15 protein-coding genes are annotated in these 19,780 nt (G+C 57.6%); 3 read left to right on the forward strand and 12 right to left on the reverse strand.

Going from position 1 to position 19,780, the window contains the following annotated elements:
* Positions 1–14: 14 nt before the first annotated feature.
* The 3 genes from IEX27_RS08670 to IEX27_RS08680 form a co-directional block, all read right to left on the reverse strand.
* Positions 15–893, reverse strand: coding sequence for a methylenetetrahydrofolate reductase (locus IEX27_RS08670; protein WP_210315516.1), 879 nt, complete (start codon positions 891–893; stop codon positions 15–17).
* A 130-nt stretch (positions 894–1,023) separates the two neighbouring features.
* Positions 1,024–2,433, reverse strand: coding sequence for a syringate O-demethylase (gene desA / locus IEX27_RS08675; RefSeq protein WP_188720643.1), 1,410 nt, complete (start codon positions 2,431–2,433; stop codon positions 1,024–1,026).
* A gap of 176 nt (positions 2,434–2,609) precedes the next feature.
* Positions 2,610–3,362, reverse strand: a complete 753-nt coding sequence (locus IEX27_RS08680) for an alpha/beta fold hydrolase (protein WP_188720644.1) — start codon at positions 3,360–3,362, stop codon at positions 2,610–2,612.
* Between the two features lie 229 nt (positions 3,363–3,591).
* On the opposite strand from IEX27_RS08680, the gene IEX27_RS08685 reads away from it, so the two are divergent.
* From IEX27_RS08685 to IEX27_RS08695, 3 genes are all read left to right on the forward strand, one after another.
* The gene (locus IEX27_RS08685) at positions 3,592–4,632 is read left to right on the forward strand and encodes an ABC transporter substrate-binding protein (RefSeq protein ID WP_188720645.1); all 1,041 of its coding nucleotides are present in this window, start codon (positions 3,592–3,594) and stop codon (positions 4,630–4,632) included.
* Between the two features lie 68 nt (positions 4,633–4,700).
* Positions 4,701–5,492: an ABC transporter ATP-binding protein gene (locus IEX27_RS08690; RefSeq protein ID WP_188720646.1), complete on the forward strand. Its 792-nt coding sequence runs from the start codon at positions 4,701–4,703 to the stop codon at positions 5,490–5,492.
* Positions 5,489–6,304 carry an ABC transporter permease gene (locus IEX27_RS08695; RefSeq protein ID WP_188720647.1) on the forward strand — a complete coding sequence of 272 codons (816 nt, stop codon included), beginning with the start codon at positions 5,489–5,491 and terminating at the stop codon, positions 6,302–6,304. The genes IEX27_RS08690 and IEX27_RS08695 overlap by 4 nt, the downstream gene beginning before the upstream one ends.
* A 135-nt stretch (positions 6,305–6,439) precedes the next feature.
* Here IEX27_RS08695 and IEX27_RS08700 read toward each other — a convergent pair whose 3' ends face one another.
* The 9 genes from IEX27_RS08700 to IEX27_RS08740 form a co-directional block, all read right to left on the reverse strand.
* Positions 6,440–6,598, reverse strand: coding sequence for a hypothetical protein (locus tag IEX27_RS08700; protein WP_188720648.1), 159 nt, complete (start codon positions 6,596–6,598; stop codon positions 6,440–6,442).
* Positions 6,599–6,838: 240 nt separating this feature from the next.
* Positions 6,839–7,453 carry a DUF6969 family protein gene (locus tag IEX27_RS08705; protein WP_188720779.1) on the reverse strand — a complete coding sequence of 205 codons (615 nt, stop codon included), beginning with the start codon at positions 7,451–7,453 and terminating at the stop codon, positions 6,839–6,841.
* A gap of 624 nt (positions 7,454–8,077) precedes the next feature.
* Positions 8,078–8,992, reverse strand: coding sequence for a sulfurtransferase (locus IEX27_RS08710; RefSeq protein ID WP_188720649.1), 915 nt, complete (start codon positions 8,990–8,992; stop codon positions 8,078–8,080).
* A gap of 329 nt (positions 8,993–9,321) precedes the next feature.
* Positions 9,322–9,936, reverse strand: coding sequence for an outer membrane protein (locus IEX27_RS08715; protein ID WP_188720650.1), 615 nt, complete (start codon positions 9,934–9,936; stop codon positions 9,322–9,324).
* A 341-nt stretch (positions 9,937–10,277) separates the two neighbouring features.
* On the reverse strand, positions 10,278–10,961 hold the full coding sequence (locus IEX27_RS08720) for an outer membrane protein (RefSeq protein ID WP_188720651.1): 684 nt from the start codon (positions 10,959–10,961) through the stop codon (positions 10,278–10,280).
* A 197-nt stretch (positions 10,962–11,158) separates the two neighbouring features.
* Positions 11,159–12,703 (reverse strand): SpoVR family protein, encoded by a 1,545-nt coding sequence (locus IEX27_RS08725; protein ID WP_188720652.1) that lies wholly within the window; start codon positions 12,701–12,703, stop codon positions 11,159–11,161.
* Positions 12,704–12,714: 11 nt separating this feature from the next.
* Positions 12,715–14,037 (reverse strand): YeaH/YhbH family protein, encoded by a 1,323-nt coding sequence (locus tag IEX27_RS08730; RefSeq protein WP_188720653.1) that lies wholly within the window; start codon positions 14,035–14,037, stop codon positions 12,715–12,717.
* 30 nt (positions 14,038–14,067) lie between these two features.
* The gene (locus IEX27_RS08735) at positions 14,068–16,017 is read right to left on the reverse strand and encodes a PrkA family serine protein kinase (protein ID WP_188720654.1); all 1,950 of its coding nucleotides are present in this window, start codon (positions 16,015–16,017) and stop codon (positions 14,068–14,070) included.
* A 246-nt stretch (positions 16,018–16,263) separates the two neighbouring features.
* Positions 16,264–19,779, reverse strand: a complete 3,516-nt coding sequence (locus IEX27_RS08740; RefSeq protein ID WP_188720655.1) for a CLIPPER-2 domain-containing protein — start codon at positions 19,777–19,779, stop codon at positions 16,264–16,266.
* Position 19,780 lies beyond the last annotated feature (1 nt).

Consider the following 19,780-nt stretch of genomic DNA (forward strand, 5'->3'; position numbering starts at 1 on the left):
CCAATTCACTGAATCTATTCTGCGGCATTCCTTATCCATTCTGCAGTCTTCTTGACACCACCAAATGGATAAAAATGAAGCGTCACATCGCCGTGCCTGGCGGGGTCGAGCGAAGCTGCCAGTTCTTCCACCATCCGGTCAGGACCGGCGGTGCTGAGCAGGTTCAAGATCGACGCACCATATTTGCTGATCACCTTGGCGGAAGCCTCGACGCCGCAACGGCTTGCGTAACGGAGCAGTGTGCGGACGCTTGCCGGACCGGCGATGCCGAGGCGAACGCGGGCCTCCACGCCTTCACCACGAAGCTGCTCCAGCCAGCTCAAGACCGGCTCGGAGTCGAAACCGAACTGCGTGGTGATATCCACCTCCTGGCCAAATTCCTTCAGGGCGGTGATCTTGTCCTTCAGCGCCTGCCAAAGCTTGTCCTGCGGAATGTCCGGATGACCTTCAGGGTAGCCCGAGATGCCCACGCGGCGGATTCCGTGTTTTGCCAAGAGACCGCTGCGGATGATGCTCAGCGCATCCTCATACGGCCCCTGCGGCTGAGGCAGGTCGCCGGCCACCACGAAGGCACGCTTCACGCCCGCCTCGCTCAGATGCGCGAGGAACGTGTCCAGCTCCTCCTCGGAATGGAGGCGTCTGGCCGAGACATGAGATACAGGGTCGAAGCCCAGCCGCTTCACGGCAGCAGCCGCAACAACGCGGGATTCCGGTTCTTCACCGGGCAGGAAGGTGACCGATACCGCCGTGCCGGGCGTAATGAAGGGCGCGGCCTCAGTCAGTTCGTTGACTTCCTTGGCCGTGACCTCAAGCGAATAGCCCTGCAGCAACTCGCGCATGCGAGACTGCGTCGGGCCATCCTTCTCCACCGTGTTTCGTTCAAATAGAGCCAAATGAGCCTCCTTGAAGGCGCGCAAGATCGCTCCGCACCACCTAAGTAGTATCAGGTCCGCAGTTCCGGGCGGGGAAATTGCCCTGGTACTGCCTCAACCAACTCGATCCTGGAGAACCGATCCGGACGGATCAGACGGTCGCGCCCTTGGCACGCCAGCCGCCTTCCGTGTAAACCTTGCGCACCACCTCTACATAGGGCACGGGGCTTACCGTTGCACGGATCTCCATCTGTGCATGCGGTTCGACGGCAGGCTTGGTCGTGCCGCCACCTTCCTCGCCCCAGATCAATGTAACGGGCGTGCCAGGCTCGGCCGCCTCGGCATCCAGAACCGCGAGGGTCAGCATCTTTCGTTCGTTGGAGCTGTAGCCGATCCAGGTGGAAATACCGACGCTATCGCCCTGTTCCGATACGACCTTGTCGTATGGGTGCATCGAGTAGACGGCCGACGGGAATTCCATGAACTTGCCGCGTTCGCTCGCCTTGCCGAACTGGGAAGCGATGACGCGCTGCACGTCAGCATCTTCAAGCGCGAGCGTTACCTTCTTGCGGTGCGGCTCCTTCGCGCGGCTTTCCAGCGCCTCGCGGCCGATGAAGTCGTGGTCGAACTTGACCATGTGGCCGTAGCCCAGATCCCACGGCGTGAAATAGTAGTCCTCGATATTATCCGAGACGAAGCTGCCGCCGATGGAAGCATTGGCCTCGTAGCTGTTTGCCGTGAGCCACTCACGATAGGGCTTCATCTTCTCGCCGGTATAGACCGCTGGAAGCGGCGACGGGATCCAGCCGGATTCCAGCGTGTTCGACGAATAGGCGCGGCCGCCCACCTGACGCAGGCCGAATTCCTCGCCAGCGCGGACAACGGCTTCGCGTACTGCTTCACCATCGGCCCAGGGGCCAAACAACTCAAAGCCTGGCTGGCCGGCCATGCCGTGGCGCAGTGCCCTCACCTCCTTGCCGGCGATGGACATGTGAGTCATGTTGAAGAACTTGAGTTCCGGCGCCGGCTTGCCGGTGACCTTCTCGATCACCTTCATCGCGTTCGGGCCCTGCACCTGGAACCGGTAGGACTTGCGGTTGAACGGATCGGGCCGTGCGGCAGACCGCTCATCGAGCTCGCAGGAGACGTTCCAGTCGCCAGTCTCCGCATGGTAGCGCACCCAGTTCAGAACCGGAATGCGGCCCACCATGTTGAAGGTGTTCTCAGCAAGATAGAACAGGATCACGTCGCCGATGACGTAACCGTCATAGTTGACGGGCACGAACTGCTTGGCCTTGTCCACGGTGAAATTGTTGAAGGTATTGATGCCGAGATAGGTGAGCAGCTTCAGCGCATCCGGTCCATGAACGAGCAGGTCGGCCATGTGGTAGGACTGGTTGAAGAGCACACAGGTATTCTGCCAGGCCCATTGCTCATCGCGCCAGTTGGTGAATTCCGCCGGAACACCGGGATAGACATTCGGTCCCGTCTGCTGGTTCCGCAGAAGGTGAACCGGATCTCCGTGTTCTCGTAGCACTTGCTCAAGCGATCTGACTGACATGGCGACATTCCTCCGCTGCCGTAACACGCGAACCAGCCCCTCAACATATCGCGAGCTCTCCTCAGCCCGGGACGCGCGTCATCCGTTGTGGATACATGAAGCAGCGATTTTCGCGCATTGTCAAGAAAAACGGCAGGAAATTCCGTGTTTATGTATACATCTCCAAGGTAGAAGCTTTAGAGGGGCAGGAAGGCGTTCAAGGCGCTGTTGACCGCGCTCTGTGCCTCCACGTGGGGCATGTGCCCGACATCTTCGAGAAGCAACGCCTTGCTTCGCAAGGCCTGAAGGCGAACGTGATCCGGCGCGTTGATGCCATCTTCCGCACCCCAGATGACGAGCAGCTGATCCGTCGAAGGCATTGGGGGTGGAGGTGCTGCAAGAATGCCGCGCGCGATATTGCGCAGCGCCTCTCTCCGACCGGGACGCTCCAGCATGTTCAAGACATGGGCCACCATCTGCGGCTTGATGAGTCGCTCCCGCTTCACGAGGCGGTGGAGCAGACGTTCCGCCTCCTCTGGCGTCCGCAGTTCGGGCAAAGCCTCAACGAAGGAATGGTCGATCGAGGTTCCCCAGCCGCCGGGCGCGATCACGGCGATATGGGAGATATCGTCCGGCAGCAGCTTCGCGAGATGCAGGGAGGTCGTTGCACCAAGCGAATGCCCGATGACCGAGAACGGGCGCGGAAGCTCAGCTATTGCCTCAGCCACAGCTCGAGCGAGGATCTCCGGCGAGACTTCGCCCACATCGTTTTCCGCATCACCATGCCCCGGCAGTTCGATCGCCCAGACACGATGCCGTCCGAACAGCTTAAGCGCGGTCGCGACCCAGGAGTGTCGGTCCGAACCAAAACCGTGAATGAGAAGAACAGGCGAACCCTGGTTTCCACCGAGGTGGAACAGCTTCGCCGGGCTGATTGCTGGTGATGTCATGTGATGCATTCCGGGAGGATAATGCGCCGGGTATCGGCTCGTACAAAGCAACTGTCAATCTGACGGGATCTGCGACCGGAGGGCGAAAAAATGAGCAGCCGCGCACGCGCGTGTTGCTCCTCAAATGTGCACTCAAAAATAATGCACATTTGGTGTGCAATTCCGCTTGCTAAAGCTCGCACGGAATGCTGATATCCGCTCCATAATAAGAACCTTCGAGGGGCTTTCAATGCTAAAGAGACACTTCCTTTCCCTGATGGCGGCAAGCGTTGTCGCCGGATACAGCCTTTTTGCCGCAGAACCGGCTTCCGCGCAGGCGGCGCCGACCAAGATTGCCTTCACGCTGGACTGGCGTTTTGAAGGTCCGGCGGCTGGCTTCTTCATGGCCCAGGACAATGGTTACTTCGCCGAGGAAGGCCTGGAAGTCCAGATCGACACCGGCGCAGGCTCGGTTGAAGTCATTCCCCGTGTGGCCACCGGCACCTACCAGATGGGCTTCGGCGACATCAACTCGCTGATCAAGTTCCTCGACCAGGATCCCACCCAGAAGGTCAAGGCCATCATGATGATCTATGATGTGCCAACCTTCTCCGTCGTGGGCCGCAAGTCGCTCGGCATCACCAGCGATCCGAAGTCGCTGGAAGGCAAGAAGCTCGGCGCGCCTACGGGTGACGGCGCCTACGCGCAGTGGCCGGCTTTCGTGAAGGCTGCCAACATCGACACCAGCAACATCACGCTGGAAGGTGTGGGCTTCCCTGTTCGCGAGCCGATGCTGGCTGAGGGCAAGGTGGATGCGGTGTTCGGCTTCGCCTTCTCCGTGATCCTGAACCTGAAGGCACAGGGCGTGGCCGATGAAGACATCGTGCCGATCCTTATGGCCGAGAACGGTCTCGACCTCTATGGCAACGCGATCATGGTCAACAAGGACTTCGCCGAAGCCAATCCGGAAATCGTGAAAGGCTTCGTTCGGGCGCTCGCCAAGGGTTTCCGCGATGCCGTGAAGGACCCGAAGGCCGGTGCAGAGGCCGTCGTGCAGCGCAACGACATTCTTGATGTAGCCGTCGAGACGGAGCGCCTCGAGATGGCCAACAACATGAACATCAACACGGCCTATGTGAAGGAAAACGGCATCGGTGGCATCGATAACGAGCGCATGACGCGCGCCATCGAGCAGCTGACCGTTTCCATGGGCCTCACGGGCAAGGTCAAGCCTGAGGACGTGTTTGACGCGCAGTACCTGCCCCCTGCGGAAGAGCGCAAGCTCCAGTAACAATAGCAACCAAGGCGAACCCCGACATGCACGTGCCGGGGTTTGTTGTTTCCAAGTACAGGGGTGAAATGTCTGATCCATTCGTTCAAATCGACAGGGTCGACCTGCGGTATGGCGGCGCCGGTGGCGTGCTGGCCGTCTCGGACCTGACGCTCTCCGTCAACAAAGGCGAGTTTGCTGCCGTCGTTGGTCCTTCCGGATGCGGCAAGTCCACCTTGATGCGCCTCGTCACGGGCCTGCACCTGCCACAATCCGGTGCGGTGACGGTCGGCGGGAACCGTGTGAACAAGCCTGTCTCGATCGCCGGCATGGCCTTCCAGAATCCAACAATGCTGCCCTGGCGCACGACGCTCGACAACATCCTGCTGCCGCTGGAGATCGTCGACAAGCACCGCCACCGCCTGCGCAAGCACCGGGCCGAATATGTGGCTAAGGCTGAGAAGCTGCTGGCGACGGTCGGCCTCAAGGGCTTTGGCGACAGGTTTCCCTGGCAGCTTTCCGGCGGCATGCAACAGCGTGCGAACCTCTGCCGCGCCCTTATTCACGAGCCCGAACTCCTGATGCTCGACGAGCCGTTCGGGGCGCTCGATGCCTTTACCCGTGAGGAGCTCTGGTGCGTCATCCGTGACCTGCATGCGGTGTCCGGCGTGACCATCATCCTCGTCACCCATGATCTGCGCGAGGCGATCTTCCTTGCCGATCGCGTGTTCGTCATGAGCTCCCGTCCCGGGCGTGTGCTGAACGAGCATAGAATTGAATTTCCGCGGCCACGCGAACTCGACCTGATCTACGATCCGCAGTTCAGCCGAAAGGTTCAGGAGCTGCATAGTGAGATTGCAGATGCGAGGCAGGCCGCATGAGTGAGAAGGTTATCGAAACGGCCCCCGCGTCAGGCCTGCCGAAGTCCAGGATCAACTGGATCGCGCTTGCGCCGTGGCTCTACACCATCGCCTTCTTTCTGATCTGGGAAGCGGTTGTGCGGGCGTTTGGCATACGTCCCACCATTCTGCCGGCCCCCTCAGCTATCTGGGGAGCCCTGATCCAATATTGGCCCGCCATCCAGCGCCACTCGATCCAGACCCTGTTCACCACGACGCTGGGCTTCGGCCTTGCCGTCGTCGCCGGGCTCGCACTCGGGCTTCTGGTAGGCTGGTCACGGGTCATTTACGCCGGCCTTTACCCGCTCATGGTGGGCTTCAACGCCATCCCGAAGGTCGCTGTGGTTCCGATCCTGGTGATCTGGTTCGGTATCGGCACCATCCCGGCCGTGCTCACTGCCTTCCTGATCGCCTTTTTCCCGATCGTCGTGAACGTCGCCACAGGCCTTGCGACCATCGAACCGGAGACGGAAGACGTGCTGCGCGCGCTCGGCGCACGGAAGATGGACATCATGCTGAAGGTGGGTATCCCGCGCTCGATGCCATATTTCTTCGGCTCGCTGAAGATTGCGGTGACACTCGCCTTCGTCGGCTCGGTGATTTCCGAAACCATCGCCGCAAACTCCGGCCTTGGCTACATGATGGCCGCCGCGCAGAGCCAGTTTAACGTGCCACTCGTCTTCGCCGGCCTCATCATGCTGGCCGTGGAAGGCATCGCCATGTACGCCCTGATGGCATGGATCGAGCAGCGCATGACCGGCTGGGCTCATCGCAGCCAGTTGGCGAACACGTAGTTCAAAGTGAACTTAACGCCCCCATGCTGAGATCATTCCGGCATGAGGGGCGGTTCGGAAAAACCACCTGCAGATAGCGGTTATGGCAAACCTGGCGCCTATTTCGCCTGGCAGATGCCCCTACTCCTCGCGGTTCTAGCCGCGCGGTGAGAGGTAGCACTGGAACGAGAATGTATCGCAACCCTTTGACACATAGGTCGGATTGCGGTGGCTCATCGAGGCGTTGATGGCCAGAGACAATGTGGCGGCGAGGCAAACAGCACTCAGCGAGATAAAGAGTATCGACTTAACCATGACTATCCCCTTTTCAATGCTGGTTAGATAGCCAATGGAAGCAGAACCAACCCTGAATGGAGCATTCATCTATGGTTCAGCTTCCTTACCAGCCGTCCGATTCACGGCTCCAATGGTAACCAGATAGAAAAGAGATCCCAATAAAATAATGTGTATCGCTGTTGTACTATCAGCGTTCAGCAGCAAACAGATCGTCTTCTACAGCATAGTGAGCGAAAAACAGAGACCGCTTGAGGCGAGCTAGCCAAGACCGAGGCTTGTTGCCTTCGCTTTCAGATCGGCGCGGATTTCTGAGGTCACTTCGAGAGAGCGATCCTCCAGGATGTCGATGCCCTGTGGCGCCTTGTGCGCAGCCAGCGCGACGTCCCGTTCCCGGATCAACTGCCGTATTTCCGGCGCATAGGCACGCAGGATCGCCGAGAGCCAGCGATTGACCAGATAGGACGGCCGCGGCATCTGCATATCAAAGCGCGGCAGGAGCGAGATCAGGGTTTCGGCATCGGCGCGCTGATCGGCAACGACCCACTGGTTCACCGTAAACAGCCGCACCAACCTGCCATAGGCATCCACGCCAACCGCTACCAGATGGTGGATTGGCCCCTCCCCGCCCTGCGGCCGCAGAAAGCAATGGAAGTGACCGTGTTCGCCGCGATCAGCAGAGGTATCGTGGCAATGATAGTACCATTGCGCTCCGCTTTCGGGATCGTAGACGTCACCCGGCGGATAGTGGGACCACAGCTCAACCGCTGGGGCGTCCCGCAGCGTTTCCAGAACAACGTTCTGGCTGCCCTTGGCGAGGATCTGCTCGCAGAACAGGGCCTCACGGATCGTTTGCTGCAGGTCTTCTTCCATCAGATTCCTACTACTGGGGCTGAGCAGCACAGGGCGCTGCAGCGCAAGGTGCTACAATGGGAGCTGCAGAGCAAGGGTTTGCTGGTGCGGGCGCAGCAGAGCAAGGTGAGTAGGCGGCGCAGGGTGCAGCCGAACACGGAGAAGCCGCTGGAGCCGGCGCGGCGGAGCAAGGCGAGTTGGCTGCGCATGGGGCTGCCGAACAGGGGGACGCGGCGCAGGGAGCCGCAGAGCATGGAGAATACGCCGCACATGGTGCGGCAGCACATGGAGCAGCTGCGCACGGGCTCGCACTACAAGGATTCGCGCTACAGGGGCTCGCACTGCAAGGGCTGGCGCTACAGGGGTTGGCACTGCAGGGATTGCTGCTCGCGGGAACAGCCGGCGCTGCGGCGCGGGGCTGCGGTGCAGGCGCGCGGTGCGTGTAGTGGTCCGCGGCAACTGCAACAGTCGCAACAGCGAAGGCCGCACCAAACAGAAGGGTATTCTTGTTACTCATATTGTCCTGTCCCCGCCGGAACACAGTCTCGAACCGTCCCGTGCACTACATCCGTTCAGTTCTGATCATTCAACGTGACAGGACCGACACTGAGTAGCTCAGTGTCGGTCCCGAATTTATCGGCAGTTCGATTACTGCTGGATCGGACGAGCAGGATCTGCAGCCCACTCCGCCATGGAACCATCGTACATGCGGGTGTTCTTATTGCCCAGAACCTCGCTCAGCGCAAACCAAGGAATGGAAGCCCAGTGGCCGGTGTTGCAGAAGGTGATGTTCTCGTCATCCAGGTTGAAACCAGCTTCTCGGACGAGGGCTTCGACCTTCTCGCGGTTGGCGAAGGAGGCATTCTGCGCATCATAGAGCTTGCTGTGCTCGATGTTGATCGCGCCAGGGATCGTGCCCGCAGCGCGAACAACCGGGCTCTTCGACTTGCCCTGGTACTGCTCGGCCGGACGGCCGTCCACGAGTTTCACACCGCTCTTCAGCGCCTGCTCAACGTCAGCCGTGGTGGCAAGATACTTCTCGCTCACCTTGGCGGAGAACTTGACCGGCTCCGGCTTTACCGGATCGGTGCTCACCTCGCCCTTGGCTGCTTCCCAGCCGCGATAGCCACCGTCGAGGATCGACACGGCATCGTGGCCGAGGGTCTTGAAGGTCCAATAGATGCGGGTCGCACCGCCGAACTCGCTCGAATCCTTGCCTGCCGGGACAATAACAACGTGGTCATCGCTGTCGATGCCGAGGCTGCCGATCAGCGCCTCGATGTTCTCCAGCGGCGGAAGCTGGCCGGGCACGCCCTGCACTTCCGTGCGCCAACCGGCGGCGCTGTAAGGAGCGTTGATCGCACCAGGGATGTGACCCTGCTCGTATGGGTTCACCTTCTCCACCGCGTCACGGACGTCGAGAACGACAAGGGAGTCATTGTTGAGGTTCTGCTGCAGCCATGCAGCATCAACCAGCGGCTGGTCAGTGAGCCGCTCCGCAGAAGCTGCGCCAACGAGAGCAAAGCTAGCCACAAGTGCAAGGGCAGGAATTAGGGCACGCATTGGAACATCCTCCAAACTAAAAGTTGCCCGAGCATAGCAGGGGCTTTTCAATTGAGAGGACCCAACCGCACTAGCGCGCGCCTACCGAGCGGAAATTATTTTCGCATTTCAAGCGAGCTTGAGAATGATGGCCTATGACGTGCGAAAAAGCATCTCCGAAAGCGAGAGAGGGACAGCAGATCTTAGGCAAAGTTCCCCCGGCCCGACAGCCAGACTTTGCAAAGAAAAATGGCTACAGCCGGATGGACTGCAGCCATTTTTCACTTCAAGAAAGCAAGACCGCAATCGCGCCGCTTGGGAGCCGCGGTCTGTCTTTGGTCCTGCCAGCCTCAGAACTTGACCGAGATACCGGCGCCGATGGTGTGTCCCTTGTACCCAACGGACTGCTTGTTACCATCGATCATGTAATCACGGCTCTTCAGTTTCATGTAGTGGTAGGACACACGTGTGCTGACATTGTCCGTCAGGGCATATTCAATGCCGCCGCCAACGGTGTAGCCCATGTGTGTGCCGGTCTTGGAACCAGCGCGGATGCGGCCAACCACAACACCACCGTCTACATAAGGAAGCACGCGGTCGAAAGCACGGCCTGCGCGAACACGGAGAGAACCGTGGTTCTTCAGCGATACTACGCCCTTCTTCCCCTTCACCATGTTGCCATCAGCTTCCACGCCGACAACCCAGTTGTCCGGGGTCTGGTGGTTATAACCAGCGTGAACGCCACCGGTAATGGCGCCGCGCTTGAAGCTCTTGACGCCTGAAAGCGTCTCGTTCTCAACAACACCACCAAGCGAGCCACCGACATAGGCACCCGACCAGTCATGCTGCTGCGTCACACCCGAAATGGGGGCAATATCGCTCCCATACCCCGCGTCAGCAGCATTGGCCACCCCAAGGGTAACAGTGGAAATAATAATCGCAGAAAAAATGCAAGTAAGTTTCATCTAAATATTCCTTTAACCTTGAAATAGAAATATCGCTATTAACCTTATAACGTAGCACATTGCAACTGCGACTGTTTATTTTCTATAGATTAATTTAGAACTGTATTCTTTTGTACTGTTTCCATCTGTTCTGTTTTTTCTTCAACTTTAGAGCATAGAGCGCAGTGCTTGACATTGTTTGCGCAATCATGGGGCGCAGCGCTACCGGCACATAGAAAGGCCGCGGCACGGGACCGCGACCCTTTCTGCCAGACCGTAAATTATCGCGCATGTACTCTTGGCGCGTTAAACCAGTTCAGAATTCCACAGAAACTCTGAACTGTTCTATTAGAGGCTTGCGATCAGAACCTGAACGAGAACCCTGCGCCGATCACGTGGCCCTTGTAGCCGACGGACTCGGTATTGCCGTTAATGTTGTAGTTGCGTGCCTTCAGGTCAACGTAGTGATAGGAGACGCGGGTGGTCACGCGATCCGTAAGAGCATATTCTACGCCACCGCCCAGCGTGTAGCCCCAATGAGTGTGGGCTTCAGACTTCGGCTTGGCTTCCTTCGTCTCAACGTTGTCCCCAGACTTGAGAACGGCACCACCCCGGGAATTTGCATCAATCCTACCGACGACAACACCACCATCGACGTAGGGAAGGAAACGGTCGAACGCATAACCCGCGCGAACTCGGGCGGCAGCATAGTTCTTCAGCGACACGCCGCGCTTCTTGTCGTTCAGGAGATTTCCTTCAGCTTCGACACCAAGAACCCAGTTTTCCTCGGTCTGGAAGTTGTAGCCAACATGGACGCCACCGATAAAGGTACCGTTCTTGATATCCTTGAAAGCCGAGAAGCCCTTTCCCTTGAGGGCAGCACCAGCGGTTGCACCGGCATAGACGCCAGTCCAGTCATAACGATCTGGCGTTACGGATAGAGGAGCCGACGGAATGACATCGTGCTGGAAAACAGCATCAGCCGCCAAAGCCGACATAGAGGAAGATGCAAGAATGAACGCTGATACGATATAAGTATACTTCATATTAAAAACACCTGAATTAAACAAACTGCAGCTTCATCTACGCCACTGAGAAAAAGAGCGCAACACTCCTCATGCGAAAATCTGGGCAAAAATAGACAGAACAATAATTCAATACATCGGATTGAATTCCGTCTCTGTGGGCGCCACCACAGTAAGCATAAAGTATAGTCTCAGCGCGAATGTATATGGCTCAGGAATTAACGAGCCTTTGCCGCCGCCTCGTACACCATTTTACCGGTAGCGTTGTCACGACCTACAAGGCTGACATCGTAACCCCAAAGGCGACGCACGTGACGAAGCGTGGCGTCGCGACTGTTCTCTTCCAGAACAATGCCATTCCTGATGTTGTGCTGAAGCCTCAACTGCCGATCGCCCAGCATGTTCACATCGACCACCTGGATGTCCGGCGTAATAGCGCCGATGTCGTAGCTGCGTGCCAGCGACGAGCGGATCTTCTCGTAGCCGCGCTCGTTGTGAATGCTGGAAACCTCCAGGAAGGGCTCGTCGGCCTTGTCGCCAAGGGTGAATAGGCGGAAACGCCGGATGAGCGCCGGGCTCAGGTACTGCAGGATAAAGGATTCGTCCCGGTGGTTCTCCCAGGCTTCCAGCAGCGTTTCACGCCACTTGCCTGTGCCGGCGATGGCCGGGAACCAGTCCCTATCTTCGGATGTCGGCTCGGTGCATATGCGCTGGATATCCTGCATCATGGCAAAGCCGAGTGCATAGGGATTGATCCCGCCGTAGCGGGGGTCGTTAAAGTCAGGCTGCATCACCACATTGGTGTGGCTGTGCAGCATTTCCAGCAATGCGCCTTCGCTGATTTCGCCTTTGTCGAAAAGCGCGTTGATGATGTGATAGTGCACGAAGGTGGCGCAGCCCTCATTCATGACCTTCGTCTGGCGTTGGGGATAGAAATACTGGCCAATGACACGGACGATGCGCAGGATCTCGCGCTGCCACGGTTCGAGTACAAGGCTGTTCTTCTCCAGGAAGTAGAGAAGATTCTCCTCCGGCAGGTTCAGCGCCCGCTTCCTATCCTGGGCGTTGTCCTCTACCTCAGCCTCCTCATCCTCGTTGTGGGTCTGCGGCAGCGTACGCCAAAGCTCGTTGTAGTTCTGCTCCTCATATTCGAGGCGTTCACGCACACGATCCTGCACCTTCTGCGGCGAGAGCCGCGGCGGGCGACGATAGCGGAACACGCCATGGTCCATCAGAGCATGGGCTGAATCGAGAATGCTCTCGACAGCCGCGAGACCGAAACGCTCCTCGCACTTGGCGATGTAGCGCTTGGCAAAATCCATGTAGCCAAGGATCGCGCCGGCATCCGTCCAAAGCTTGAAGAGATAGTTGTTCTTGAAGAAATGGTTGTGGCCGAAGGATGCGTGCGCTGTCACCAGCGTCTGCATCGCCATCGTATTCTCTTCCATCAGATAGGTGATGCAGGGGTTGGAATTGATGACGAGCTCATAGGCCAGCCCACGCCTGCCCTTCCGGTAGAGCGTATCCTCATAGACGAAGCGCTTGCCGAAGGACCAGTGCTGGTACATCAGCGGCATGCCGATCGACGAATAGGCATCCAGCATCTGCTCGGAGGAGATAATCTCCATCTGGTTGCGATAGACGTCGAGCTTCAGGTCCTCAAGCGCCACCTTCTCGATCGCATCATAGACGCGCGACAGCGTGTCAAAATTCCAGTCCGACCCCTCGAAGAGGAAATTGCTCGTGCCGGACTGCTTCGACATGGTCTACTCTCCTATTTGGCACGCGTTGTGGCGGCAGCGTTGTTCTTGGCGAACAGCTGGCGGAAGACTGGATAGATGTCGGACGGCCGGGCTATCCGTGCCATCTGGAAATTGGGCCAATGCTCGCCGACCATTCTGTAGGCGCGCCAGAGCGACGTGCCGTTCTCGGTGGCGCCGAATATCTCGGACTCACGCTCGTCAATGATTTCGATGTAGGCGTAGTACTGGCAGAGGCGCAGCACCTCCTCAATGAGCAGGGAAGCGCAGCGGTCGGAGTCGCCGGCGATATTGTCGCCATCCGAAGCCTGGGCCGCGTAGATGTTCCATTCGTGCGCCGGATAGCGCTCCTCGATGACGTGCTGCATCTTCTCGATCGCCGTTGAGACGACCGTGCCACCGCTCTGAGTGCTGTAGAAGAAGGTTTCCTCGTCCACCTCGCCCGCTTCATGGGTGTGACGGATGAAGACGATGTCGATCCGCTCATACCTGCGCTTCAGGAACAGATGCAGCAGCACGAAGAAGCGCTTGGCGAGGTCCTTCTCGCGTTCGCCCATCGAACTGGAGACGTCCATCAAGCAGAACATCACCGCGTTTGCATTGGGCTGCGGCTGCTGCTCATAGCGGTTGTAGCGGATATCGACCGGGTCAACGAAAGCAACCATCCGCCTGCGTCGTTCAAGACGGTCCACTTCCTCTCGCAGCTCCACCAGCCGCTTCTGCTTTGCCTCTGTCGGCGGCTCGGCTTCAAGTGCGGTGATCTGCGCCTGCAGCTCCTCGATCTGCGACAGTTTCGGGCGGTGCAGGGCGATCCTGCGGCCGAAGCTGTTGCGCATGGTCTGGCCGACATTGATGTTGTTAGGAGCACCCGCTGTCGAGAACCCTGCCCGGCGCGGCTTGAAGGTGACAGCCTCCTTGAGGCTGAGCTTCACCATATCGGGCAGCTCAAGATCCTCGAAGAAGAGATCCAGCACCTCCTCGCGAGATAAAACGAAGCGGAAATCGTCCTCCGCTTCTCCCTGCCCCGCCTTGGAGCCGCTGCCGGCGCCTCCGCCGGCAGGCGGCTTGTTTATCCGGTCCCCGGGCGAGAATTCCTTGTTGCCGGGAAGAACATACTCCCGCTCGCCTCCGCGTGAGGAATTGCGAAAGGTTGGCTCGCTCGTGTCACGGGATGGCATCGGCACACTATGCGTGCCATCCGCGTCAGCGATCTTGCCGGTTCGGATATGCTCCTTTACCGCACGCTTTAGCTCCTCTTGCGCCCGCTTCATGAAGCGGCGGCGGTTGCCGATGCTCTTGTCTTTGGGATTAAGTCGACGATCAATGAAATTCGGCATGAACCCACTTCCGGGCGCCTTTGATCTGGCTCAGCCCGCCTTGTTTACCCGCATGTACCAGTCAACCAGCCTGCGAACCTGCCGCTCAGTGTAACCCCGAGCAATCATGCGCTGGACGAATTCGCCATGCTGCTTTTCTGTCGACGAGTCTTTCTTCGAGCCGAAGCTGATCACCGGCAGCAGATCTTCAACCTGACCAAACATCCGCTTCTCGATGACTTCCCGCATCTTCTCGTAGCTCGTCCAGGACGGATTGTGTCCGTTGTTCCTGGCGCGCGCCCGAAGCGTGAACTTCACAACTTCGTTACGGAAGTCCTTGGGGTTCGCGATGCCAGCCGGCTTCTCGATCTGCGACAGCTCGCTGTCGAGGATCTCGCGGTTGAGGATCTGACCCGTATCCGGATCCTTGTAGTCCTGATCCTCCAGCCACGCATCCGCGTAGGAGATATAGCGATCGAACAGGTTCTGGCCGTACTCGCTGTAAGACTCGAGGTAAGCTTTCTGGATCTCGTGCCCGATGAACTCCGCATAACGCGGGGCCAGCTCGGACTTGATGAAGTCCAGATATGCCGCTTCGTGATCCTTCGGGTACTGCTCGCGCTTGATGGCCAGTTCCAGCACATACATCAGATGCACCGGGTCTGCCGCGACCTCACGCGTATCATAGTTGAAGGTCTCGGAGAGCACCTTGAATGCGAAGCGCGTGCTGACGCCCGTCATGCCCTCGTCCACACCAGCCGCGTCGCGGTACTCCTGAACGGACTTTGCCTTCGGGTCGATGTCCTTCAGGTTTTCGCCGTCATAGACGCGCATCTTAGTGTAGCGCGGAGAATTCTCGTGCTCTGTCAGGCGCGTGGAGACTGTGAAGCGGCTCAGGATCTCAAGCACTTCCGGCGCACAAGGATTCGACGCGAGCTCGCTTTCCCGCAGCAGCTTGTCGTAGATCTGCCTTTCCTCGGTTACCCGCAGGCAGTAGGGAACCTTCACGACCAGGATACGGTCGAGGAAAGCTTCATTGTTCTTGTTGTTCTTGAACTGCAGCCACTCGGATTCGTTCGAGTGAGCCACGACAATTCCCTGGAAGGGGAAGGCGCCGAAATTCTCGGTACCGTTGTAGTTGCCTTCCTGTGTCGCCGTCAGCAGCGGATGCAGCACCTTGATCGGCGCTTTGAACATCTCGACGAACTCGAGCATGCCCTGCGTCGTGCGGTTCAAGCCGCCGCTATAGGAGTATGCATCAGGATCGGCCTGGCTGAAGTGTTCAAGCTGCCGAATGTCGACCTTGCCAACCAGCGAGGAGACGTCCTGATTATTTTCGTCGCCGGGTTCGGTCTTGGCGATACCGAGCTGGCGCAGCCGGGACGGCGTGATCTTGACCACACTGAAGCGGGAGATATCGCCACCCACCTCATCAAGCCGCTTGGCAACCCAAGGCGAGATCAATCCGGTGAGACGCCGGCGGGCAATGCCATACTTGTCCTCAAGCAGGTCCGCCATGCGCTCCGGGTGGAACAATCCCAACGGGGACTCGAAAACAGGGCTGACCTTGCCGTTGATGCTGAGCGTGTAGAACGGACGCGTTTCCATCAACTTCTTCAGGCGCTCTGCAAGCGACGACTTGCCACCACCAACAGGGCCCAGCAGATAGAGGATCTGCTTGCGTTCCTCAAGGCCCTGAGCAGCGTAGCGGAAGTAGCCGACGATGCGCTCGATCGTCTCTTCCATGCCATAGAAGTCTGAGAACGCAGGGTAGGTCTTAATCGTTCGGTTTGAGAAAATACGCCCCAACCGCTCGTTGGTGCTTGTGTCGATCAGAGTGGGTTCACCGATGGCATCTACCATCCGTTCTGCCGCTGTCGCGTACATTGATGGATCATCGCGGCAGGCGAGCAGATAATCCTGCAAGCTCATCTCCTCCTGCGCGGTACTCGCGTAGATTTCGGAGAAGAGATCGAAAACTTCAGAGTGGCTCCTTTGCATCGTGCCCTCTCATTGGCAAGCCGGTTAAGTCTACAGGCTCTTGCCTTAGCGCCCTATGAGTTCAACGGCATCGTGCCCTCAAAGTTCCTTACTGGCACCAAGACTCATTCCAAATTCTTACGACCGTCTGCGGGCCGCTTTATGGCGAGAGGTTGTTCCCCCACTACAAACTTGAGAATATCACAAGTTTTACAATCGTGGACAAATGCGATGCTATCAGCCTTCGGGAATCGGTTGTCGGCCAGTCTACTGAGGCTCTACCACCCAACTGATGGAATTTGGTTCATCCCACCCCTGACCGAGCTGGTTCAATATGCGTGATTCAATCTCCAGCCGGTATCGACCGGACCGCTGCTGCCACATCTTCCGGATGATGTCCCTCAGGAACTCCACCCGTTTTGCCGCGAGAGCCCGATCAGCGTCCCGATCGATGTAGGAGACACGAAGCACCGACAGTTCGTTCTGAAGGATGCTGATGAGCTGCTCAAGCCGTGGCTCCCATTCTGGCCTCAGCAGAACCTCTCCGAAATGGAAGGCGTCCGAGTTGATGTCCACGCGCACCACACGTGAGATGGAGGTGGCAAAGTTCAGGCGCGTCACCTTCCCTGCCGTTAACCGGACAGAACGCGGGTTCTCGCTGATGATCCTCGTTCCCACCGGCAGCGATCTCGGATCAAGCTTCAACAGGAAGGTCGATCCTCTGCGATGGTCCGGAAGGTCCGCGCAGGTCAGGTGGTAGCGGCCGTGGGAATCGGTCGTCGCGGTGATGCCGTCAACTGCAACGAGGCGAACACCTGGAACACCGGGCTCCTCCTGATCCTGGATGCCGTTTCTATTCTTGTCGTCAAAGACCTGTCCGATCAGATCGCCACAATCGAAAACATGCTCCCAGATGATCTCGACCTTAGCCTCAGCTCGCTGACCAAAGGGAACACCGGTACCGGCAATCTCGGTATGCCCATAGTTCGTATGCTCTCCGGGAGTGACCGTTGGAGACACGAAGAGCTGCAGCGTCAGTTCGACTTCCTCGTTCGGCTCCATCTCCATGGAGAACAGAAGGCGACGGCCTTCAACCTTGGGCTCCACCGGATTGCCGTTCATCTGCGCCGTGTTCTTGAGATAGGTGAAGCCAACAGGCATCGTGTCGACGAAGTCGAAGATCATGCGCTTCTTGGCGTTCGGAGCCTTTAGCGTGATGACATAGGGAACCGGACCGCCGCGAACGACCTGGGTCAAGACGGCCCTCTTGGTGATCTCGATAACCGTGGGCGTAAGCAAAGCTTCGGCCACGTTCACCCGCTCGACAGGCTTTCCATCGGGCGAATGCCCCGTGGCGGTCGCGACATTGCGAATGCTGTCCTGCCCGACCGCATTTTGCATATCGCCCGCCGACAGGATGTAGGTGGCACGGAAGGTCATGCTCTGACCCCTGTTCAGTGTTACGGGAGCAGGCTCGAATGGCGAAAGAATTCCGCTTCCAGGCTCACCGCCAAACGTCGGACCCTCATCCACAGGGTACACGTTCTGGAGCGCACCAAATCCACCATTGGTCAGGGTGACTGTATAGAAGATCGGGTCACCTGCATTGAGAATGCCGTCCGCATCATTCGCATCGGTGTCAGCCGACTTCTCAACCACGATGGTGCTGGGAGCTGTTACCGTTTCCAGGTGATCGTCGGAATGCTGGATAGCAGGTAGATCGGGGCGCCCAACCACATTTCCCGAAACCGTTGCGTTGTTGAGAACCTGGCCACTTGAAAGGTCTTCGGGCGTGATGATGTGGCTGGCCTTGTAGGTTGCGGTTGCACCGGGGGCCAGAACGCCATCCGCGCCCATATCCGATTGCTCAAGGGTCAGATCCGAAACAAATGCGTCCGCCAGAACAACGTTTTCCAGTGGGACGCTGCCCGTGTTCTTGATTGTAAGTGTATATTCGATCCGATCGCCCACATCGGGCACCGCTTCTCCGTTCGCCCCCGGCAGTCCCACCAGATCGACAAGAACGCCTGTCTTTTGGAGGTTTATTGCCGGAGCCACTACCTGCACGAGAGACGGCGCCTCCTTTGTAGAAGATCGTCCCGATTGACCGGTCACGGTGACGATCGCTGTATTCAAGACATCGGAGGTCCCGGCATCAGACAGGTTCGCCAGATCCTGCTCCGTGATTGTGTAGGTTGCCGTAAAGATTTTCTCAAAACCCGGATCGATGGTCGCCGATGCGGGAGAAAAGGCTGAAAGACTACCCGTACCCACGACGCCACCAAACAAGGGTCCAGGGTCAGTCACGGTGACATTCGCAAAGGGCAGACCCGCGTCGTTCTTCACCGTGACGGTGTAATTGATCACATCCCCCGCGGCCGTAAAGGCGCCAGGCGCTGTAGACAGAACACCCACCTTCGAGGCTGAGAATTCCAGCCCCGGAAGAGGCACAGTGGCTGTTGCTGTGTTGTTGCTCGCATTATCCTCAAAGTCGATGGGCACGACCACCGTTGCTGTGTTGACTAGATCACTGCTTGCAATGGGGTCGGTTTGCATTGTGACCTGAAGAGTTACGCTTCCGCCTTTGTCCGGCAGATCGATGATGGTATTGATTGGCCCTGAATTGCCGCTTGCCGGTGTGCATTTGGCGTTTCCGCCTGACGGCGTACACGTCCACTGGGCCCCTGTCGCACCAGCAGGCAGCGGATCCGAGAATTCAAGACCATCGGCGCCCCACGGTCCTTCGTTCGTCACCGTTATCGTGAAGGTGACGGGCTGTCCCGGCACAAGAGTAGATTGATCCGCCACCTTGGTGACTACAATTTCGGCTGGAAGTCCGAGCGGCGAATCTGGACACTTTGCACCATCCGAACCCGGCAGGACCTCGCCTTTGGCAAGCTTCTGAATGGTCATCTGAGATAGATCGCCTGATCCCATAATGATCTTGTACAAAAGGCCGCGCTTTGTATCGTAACCATAGATACCATTTGCTGCAGCAAACATTGAAGTGAACTCAGCATAGTCTGCGGCATGCGATTTATCGGGAATTGGAAACGCACTGCCTTCTTGCGGGAGCATCGGGCCAGATAGCGGGTATCTTACTATTCTATACTGCTGATTGTTGCCAAAGCCATCGTTAGCTATACCCCACAGATAGTTGTCATACAGTGCAAAATCCTGGATTCGGTAAGTAGATGAGAGCATTAGATCCACATCTCCAGAGATAAGCAACGGCGGGTTCTGGTTCAGATCATATATAAACAACTTCATGTCGCTATTCATGGCGTAGTATTTTCCATCTGGACCAACCTCTGCAACAACCATGGTGCCATTTAAATTGTTCAGCGTGCCAACATACCTCGGCACTCCATCAGACCCTATTCGGAGCAAATCCTTATTGTCTACAACCCCGTCCGATTGCTTGATCGCATAAAGGTAATTGTCAACTGGATTGTAGGCCATTGCATTATAGGTGTAGTCTGCTTGCTGATTACCTACGTCGATCGTTGAAAATTCTGGGTCTAATGGATCGCTCGGCTGACTCAAGTCGAGATATGACAGACGAACACCCTGGATGAATGGCCCAGTACGGTAAGTTTTGGCTACGAACGCCCGTGGATCACATTCATCAAATTTCGGATCACTCGGCTGCGCAGTCATCAAGATAGGACTAGTGTTGTTCGCGCGAGATATGGAGATAGCAAAGATTTGAAAAACAAAAACGAACGCAAAAATAGAAAAAATGTACTTGGATACATAATCCCTATTTTGCTCTATGCTCATA

Source organism: Nitratireductor aestuarii (genome assembly GCF_014641695.1).
Classification (GTDB): Bacteria; Pseudomonadota; Alphaproteobacteria; order Rhizobiales; family Rhizobiaceae; genus Chelativorans; species Chelativorans aestuarii.